The organism is Bradyrhizobium sp. NBAIM08, from assembly GCF_020193935.1.
Lineage (GTDB): Bacteria > Pseudomonadota > Alphaproteobacteria > Rhizobiales > Xanthobacteraceae > Bradyrhizobium > Bradyrhizobium yuanmingense.
This window is the reverse complement of the sequence record NZ_JADYVR010001416.1, coordinates 1-379: the sequence shown is the minus strand read 5'-3', so window position 1 is coordinate 379 and position 379 is coordinate 1. Positions and strand designations below refer to the sequence as shown.

General features: G+C 67.3%; 1 protein-coding gene. It reads right to left on the bottom strand.

Going from position 1 to position 379, the window contains the following annotated elements:
• A partial coding sequence (locus I6F37_RS45210) for a type II toxin-antitoxin system VapC family toxin (RefSeq protein WP_225155158.1) occupies positions 1 to 314 on the bottom strand: 314 nt, incomplete at its 3' end.
• Positions 315 to 379 lie beyond the last annotated feature (65 nt).

The following is a 379-nucleotide window of genomic DNA, read 5'->3' as shown; positions in this document are numbered from 1 at the left end:
ATCCCAAGCCGCTCGGCGACGGCGACGACAGCCGCGTCCGTCGTACCGAGCGGGAAGTCGGCGTAGACCTCGACCAACTCGGCCATCCGCGCGTAGTCGGCCAGCTCAAGATCGACGACTGTGAGTGTCTCCTGCACGATCGACCGCAGGAACGCAGCCTCGATCTTCGCGCAGCCGGCACGGCCAAGCAGGTAACCGACCTCGGCAACCACCGGCGCAGGCACGAGGATCATGCAGCGCCGAGGTGCAGGCCTGTCAGCAGATCCGCGCCAGGCCCGGTTGTGCTGATCGTCGCGATCGGCGGCCGCAACCAGCGGACCGGTGCCGCAACGATCACTCAGGAACGCCCGAATCCCTCGGCGAGCAGATCGTCGTGGTT